This window comes from Sphingomonas glacialis (assembly GCF_014653575.1).
Lineage (GTDB): Bacteria > Pseudomonadota > Alphaproteobacteria > Sphingomonadales > Sphingomonadaceae > Sphingomonas > Sphingomonas glacialis.
Genome location: NZ_BNAQ01000022.1, coordinates 1 through 6,011 on the forward strand (window position 1 = coordinate 1; position 6,011 = coordinate 6,011).

General features: G+C 60.8%; 3 protein-coding genes, 1 tRNA gene and 2 pseudogenes. 3 read left to right on the forward strand and 3 right to left on the reverse strand.

The window, feature by feature from the left end; translation table 11 throughout:
* Positions 1 to 77: transfer RNA gene (locus tag IE187_RS20920), tRNA-Met, on the forward strand.
* Here the strand turns inward: IE187_RS20920 and IE187_RS21770 are convergent.
* Positions 34 to 1,752: a recombinase family protein gene (locus tag IE187_RS21770; protein ID WP_368855618.1), complete on the reverse strand. Its 1,719-nt coding sequence runs from the start codon at positions 1,750 to 1,752 to the stop codon at positions 34 to 36. The two genes, IE187_RS20920 and IE187_RS21770, sit on opposite strands and share 44 nt — an antisense overlap.
* A 461-nt stretch (positions 1,753 to 2,213) precedes the next feature.
* On the opposite strand from IE187_RS21770, the gene IE187_RS20935 reads away from it, so the two are divergent.
* Positions 2,214 to 2,822, forward strand: a complete 609-nt coding sequence (locus tag IE187_RS20935) for a helix-turn-helix transcriptional regulator (RefSeq protein ID WP_189677934.1) — start codon at positions 2,214 to 2,216, stop codon at positions 2,820 to 2,822.
* Between the two features lie 293 nt (positions 2,823 to 3,115).
* Here the strand turns inward: IE187_RS20935 and IE187_RS20940 are convergent.
* Both IE187_RS20940 and IE187_RS20945 read right to left on the reverse strand, forming a co-directional pair.
* Positions 3,116 to 4,141 (reverse strand): annotated as a pseudogene (locus IE187_RS20940) (IS110 family RNA-guided transposase).
* On the reverse strand, positions 4,134 to 5,567 hold the full coding sequence (locus IE187_RS20945) for an IS4 family transposase (RefSeq protein ID WP_229839640.1): 1,434 nt from the start codon (positions 5,565 to 5,567) through the stop codon (positions 4,134 to 4,136). The pseudogene IE187_RS20940 and the gene IE187_RS20945 overlap by 8 nt, the downstream one beginning before the upstream one ends.
* A 134-nt stretch (positions 5,568 to 5,701) precedes the next feature.
* Between IE187_RS20945 and IE187_RS20950 the strand changes: the two are divergent.
* Positions 5,702 to 5,937 (forward strand): annotated as a pseudogene (locus IE187_RS20950) (DDE-type integrase/transposase/recombinase); the annotation flags it as partial.
* Positions 5,938 to 6,011: the final 74 nt, after the last annotated feature.

Sequence of the window (6,011 nt, forward strand, 5' to 3'; positions counted from 1 at the left end):
CGCGGGGTGGAGCAGCCCGGTAGCTCGTCAGGCTCATAACCTGAAGGTCACAGGTTCAAATCCTGTCCCCGCAACCAACGGTATCACAAATGCCCCGTCCCTCACCGGACGGGGCTTTTGTGCGTTCGGGGCACACGCACTCTGCGCAAATTCCAGCATTCGATACAGGTCGCCGTAAAGCTGAATCGGGCGACGCTTCCCACCTCGCGCGCTGCCGGGCTGCACGACGATCTTCTCGATGATTGGTCGGATCGCTTGCCGAGCGACCGCGCCATCGCTCGAGGACAGATGTGTCTCGAGTTCGGCGACCGCCCGGCTATAGACGGCTTCATAGTTCGCCGGCAGCCGCACGACCGTCGGCTCAGGTGCTTTGACCAGAGCAATCTCCAAACCTGCCTCGATCGTCTCAAGTTCCTTCAAACGGACGGTCAATGCGCGCGGTGCATCGTCGTCTTCCTCGATCCGCGACACGAGCTTGGCGATGCGCCGGCGCGTCTCGACAAGCTCGCCTTCTACGTGATGGCGATCTGCATGGTTGGCGCGATGCATCGCCTCGAGCTCCGTCTGGAGCTTCGCAGCGAAGCGACCAATGATTTCTGGGGTCAGAAGCCGGTCGCGGATGCCAGCCAATGCGCGCTCCTCGAGTTCCCGGGTCGTGATAGACCCGTTGGTGCAGGTCCCGGTGCGATGACTCTTGCAGCGCCAGCGGCCGGCACCGGTCGCAAGAAAGGGCGCCTCGCAAGCTCCGCATGTGACGAGCCCGGACAGTAGGTGGGCAGGGCGTTTTGCGCCCCCCAGCGGATTGCCCGTCAGCTTGTACTTCGCGTCGCGCGCCGCGCGCGCTTCTTTCTGACGGACCTTCACCGCATCCCACAGTGTCTGGTCGATGATGCGCAATTCGGGCTGATCATTGATGATCCACTCCGTTTCGGGGTTGAGGCGCGGGCGGCGCGAAAAGCCGCGATTGTCATTGGGGACCTCGACCCAGATCCGACGATTAAAGATGCGGCGCCCGATATAAATCTCGTTGTTGAGGATGCCCTCGCCGAGGCTCGGGTCGCCCGACAGAGTCGTCGGGTTCCAGACGCCGGCGTTGTATTTTCCACGCTCTCGGGCGCGCGGGGAGGGGATGCCATCCCGGTTCAAGATCGCGCAGATCTGCTTCAGGCTCTGTCCCTCGGAATAAAGGTTGAAGATGCGCTGCACCAGCTCGGACTGCGGATCGTCGATCACCAGCCGGTCAACGTCGCGCCCGCCTGCGTCCTGTCCGGTGATCTCGCGTCGGTAACCGAGAACTTTCCCTCCGGTCACGCCGCCGCGGCGCGCCTTGCCCTTTAGGCCGCGGCGTGTCGTGTAGGCGATGCGCATTCGCTGCTGTTCGCCGATAATGGCTTTGAAGGCGAACACGAGGTCGTCGATGCGACCGGTTGAAACCGTATGGACGGTCACCTGATACAGCCGGAACAGCTTCACCATGTGGTGGATATGCTCCGCGTCGCGCCCGAGCCGGTCGACGTCTTCGATGATGAGGATCCTGATCTTCCCCGAAGCGAGCACCTTGAGCGCCGCCTGCAGGCCCGGCCGCTCCATCGTCGCGCCCGTGATCCCGTCATCGCCGTAGAAGCCGAGCAGATCGAAGCCATGCGAGCGCGCATATGCTTCGGCGAAGAGGTGCTGGTCATCGACCGAAGACGTGCGCTCGTCCGGGTCATCGAAGCTCTTGCGGCCATAGGCGATGGCTGGTTCGCTCACGATAGTCTCCTCGTAGGTGCTGCGCCGCTGGGTACCGACGGGATGATCCTGACGACTCTTCGGGGAATCAACCGCTGGTCACTCGGTTCCCTGATGTCAGTCAGCTGCTAAAATCGCTAATCATTGATGCGCTAGTCTGAATTTTCGATATTGAGCGGCTCGTCACCACGATCCTGATCGAGCATGAGTGCGCGCGCTAGGCGTTTCGCAAGCAATGTCAGTAACAGATCGTCGATGTCGGCCAGCCGAATTGATGTGGCTCCCTCGGACACCCGTGCAGGATCAGGTACGGTTGTTGCGGCTTGATGCTGGAGCATTCACCGGTTTTAGGAACTCGCAGTCGCCTCACGCAAAAAGCCGACAAAGTATTTGTGTCGGACCATGAGAAATGTGAAAATGCTGACATGTCGCGCAGCCGCGCCCCATCAGCCCGGATGCTGCTACCAAGGGGTGCAGGACGGTTGCGTGACGATCTTGGCAAATTCCTTAAGGATCGACGCCAAGGGAGGCTTGGCGACGATCAGTACGGTACCCAAGCTCAGATCGCGGCCAAGGTCGGTGTCAGCCGGCAGACACTCTCCGACATTGAGCGCGGTGCGGCGTGGCCAGGGCCCACGACACTAGACCTGTTGCTTGACGCCCTCGAGCTCGGTTGGGAGCACGTCGCGCATCCGGCCGGGCCCCAATGGGAAGGGCGGTTCTTCATCGACGAGATGCCGGGGGTCGAACGACTGCTGCCGGTCACTCCGGAGCAGGTGCCTGACCGAATTCGGGAATTCGTCGAGGGTGTCGAAGGAAGTTTGATTATTGCGTTTGGAGAGCGGATCAAAGCTATCCGCTTGGCATCAGAACTTACCTTAAAAGAGGTCGCAAGGGCCGCCGGTGTCTCGATCGCGTTGCTGTCCAGGCTCGAGCGCGCGCAGGCGCCACGATCCCGCCTGTTCCGCTTCGAGCAGCGAACGGCGGATGGGGAGCAAGTGCCAGTGCTGGTAGTCCGCAACTCGTACCTGCATGCGATATGGTCCGCGCGCGACGTCGATGGACTAACTTACCGGCTGCTTCCGAGGTAATTCGGGTGGAAAGCGGCGCGGCCGCTTTTGAGCGGCAATTCGAAATAGCAGACTTTCGTCGTCTAATCGCGTTGGTTGCAAGAGGTCTCTGAAATGCCGTTGCCGGGAGCATGGTCGTCTTCGCGGTCGACATGTGCCGCCGCATGATGGGGCTTCGCGGGCAACCCTTCCAAGGTTCATCACGCACTCCACCGCCATGAAGGCATAAGGTGCAACGAATGTCGCGGAATGGATCAGCCTACGTCCCGGCAGGACGTCTCGTGGCGCCTTGCGACGCGGACGAGCTCGGGAATTCAAGCTGCGGCGGATTTCTCCCTGAACGGCTCACCGGTGATCAGCATGCTGTGCATGATGACGGCGAGCTTGCGGGCGACTGCGACCGTGGCGCGTTTGAAGCCGAGCCTTTCTCGCAGCTGCAGTCCCCATTTGCGTAGATCGCATTCGGATCGGCTGCGCGTGAGGAGCACAGTTGCGGCTTCATAGAGCAGGCCGCGCAGGTGGCTGTCGCCACGTCTGGAGATATGCCCGTCATAGTCGATCTCGCCCGATTGATAGCGCCGCGTTGTCAGCCCGACGAACGCTCCCACTGACCTCGAATGCTTGAAGTTGGGGGGCTCCTCGATCGCGCTGACGAACGACGTGGCGGTCACGACACCGACCCCTGGGATCGACATCAACAACTGGCAGGCCGCGCTGCGCCGCGCATCCGCCAGCAGCTTGCGTCCAAGCTATGCGGCGCGGAGACGAACGGCGTGCCAGGCGTCGAGCAGCGGACGGATGATCTGCCCCAGGTCGGTATGGTCGGCGAGCAACGCATGAACAAGATGCTCGAACTTGCCGCCCATGACAGCGGGAACGACTAGACCGAACGTCTTCATCAAGCCCCGGATCTGGTTCGACAGCTCCGTGCCGATCCGCACCAGCCGGGTCCGCGCCGCCACCAGCGTGCGCATAAGCATGCTGTCGAAGCTCTTGACCCGCACCTCCTTGTAGAACCCAACCTCCGCCAGATGCGCCAGTCCGTCGGCATCGTTGGCGTCGGTCTTGTTCGCGGCCATATCGAGCGCCGCTTTGGCATGGCGTGCGTCAATGCAGATCACCGGCAGACCTTCCGCCGCGAGCGCATGGAAGAACCAGACCGAGAGCGGTCCAGTCTCGAACACCACCCGCTTGGCAGCCGGCGCATGTTTGCGGATCAAAGCTGCCAAAAGCTGTGGATCTGAAGGACACTTGCCACGCCAGACACGCTTGCCGTCACGCCGGATAGATACTGCTGTCTCTTTCAAGGTACCCCTCCGGTGTGGCTTGCGATTACCCACAAGTCGCGAGCTCCGCTCCGATCTGGATATCGACCAGGCGTCGTAGGCCGCGCCAGACGACGGTGTTTCCGGGCGGTGGGTCGGACGTCCTCGCGAGATAACCGCCAAGGCGGGATAATTTGGTGAGGTACAGCTGGAGCGTGCCCGGCTTTGCTCGGCGGTTCCCGCTATCGGTAACGAGGCGGTCGAGGATTGTAATTTCCGTCGCTGTAAATGCGATCGCCGGGTCGGCGTCGGGGGCAGCACGTGCCATCATGGTCATCCACATCACGCGCCAGCTGACGATACAAAACAGCGCGACAAGATTGGCTAAACGATCGGCGGTGCGGAGCTTGGCATCCTCGGCACGACATCCTGATTTCAGGATCTTATGGAAAACTTCGATCTTCCAGCGCCCGGAATACCAACGTATTTTCTCGACCGCTGCGTCGAGGTCGGCAACTTCCAGATCGGTGACGAGCTTCCACAGGATCGGTTTTCGGCCCAACGGGGCACCGACCTCAGATGCATGTATCACCGTCAGATCGAGCGCCGGGTAGCGTTTTTGCTTCCCGATCGGCGGGCAGACGTGGATTCGTTTGAACCGGATATCAAGTGTTACACGTTCGACCGTGTCATTATCGACCCTCACCTCGATGCTATGCATGCCCGCGCTTGGGGCCTCATGCATTTCGGTTTTCACGGTGTGGTCGCCGATACCAGCGAGCCTGTCGACAACGGTGCGGACGACGAAATGGGTGCCGAGATCTTTGGCGAGGCAGTAGAGTTCGTAAATGTCGCTCTCTCGATCGCCAACGTGAACACACCGATCCGGCTGCCCCAGCAGAGCGACCGACTGGCGGAGATTATCGAGCCAACGAACGCTCTCCTTTGCTTCGATCGGAACCCGTGTCGGGTTTATCCTCCGCTTGAGCTGGGCAGTGCCCTTGAACTTATCGCGGTTCCAGAATTTGACCGCGGCCAGGCCGAGGGGAAGCCCCTCCTGGGTGACAACGAGACTGGAATGCATAAGTATTCCGCAAACCGCATGGTGTCGGAGCCGGCCACTCTTGTCGCGACCACTGTTCACGCTTTTGGTGAAGCCGACGTCGTGCGGGTTCCGGCGCTGATAGGTGAACTCTGTCGTATCCTGAAGCACCAAGATCGGTCCGTCAGACGCGGCATACCGCGCCTTCGTCGCCTCGAGATGACCTGCAAGGATGTCGCCTTCCTCGACCTTTGGGTTGGAAAAGAACCGATACGCGGCCTTGGTGCTCGCCCAGTCCTGACACGCCAGAGGAATTGTTCCTCCCATTCTGTCGCTTAGGCGGCGAAGCAAATCGCCGAACCGACGCCCGAGACGGGCATCTCTGAAAGCGGTCTCATCAACCTCGCTGCTCGACCAGTGATCACCCACAAGCAGCAGTTTTTCGCCTTCGGCCTGCATCGCGCACCTCACGAACAAAATCACGGTGCTCGTGAATGAATCACAACTGATTCATCTGATTCAACAATATTCTTTCGGAGGCACGCAAGCGATTCAAATACTTATGGGTAATTGCAAGCCTCACCGGATGCTTACACCAGAAGTGGGTGGCCGACTTCACCCCCGCCTGCGCGGGGGCAGGCTCTGCATCTGGACCGCCAAAGGATGGCTGTACGCCGCTGCGGTGATCGACCTGTTCTCAAGGCGGGTGGTCGGCTGGTCGATGAGCGACACAATGACGGCGCAACTCGTCACCGACGCGCTCGTCATGGCGATCTGGCGGCGTGGCAAACCCGATGCGCTGCTGCACCACTCGGACCAGGGCAGCCAAGGCGGATTCAACCGGTCGTTGCAACGCTTCGAAAGTGGAGGCGAGCGATGGATATCAGAAAGCGACGATCGCAC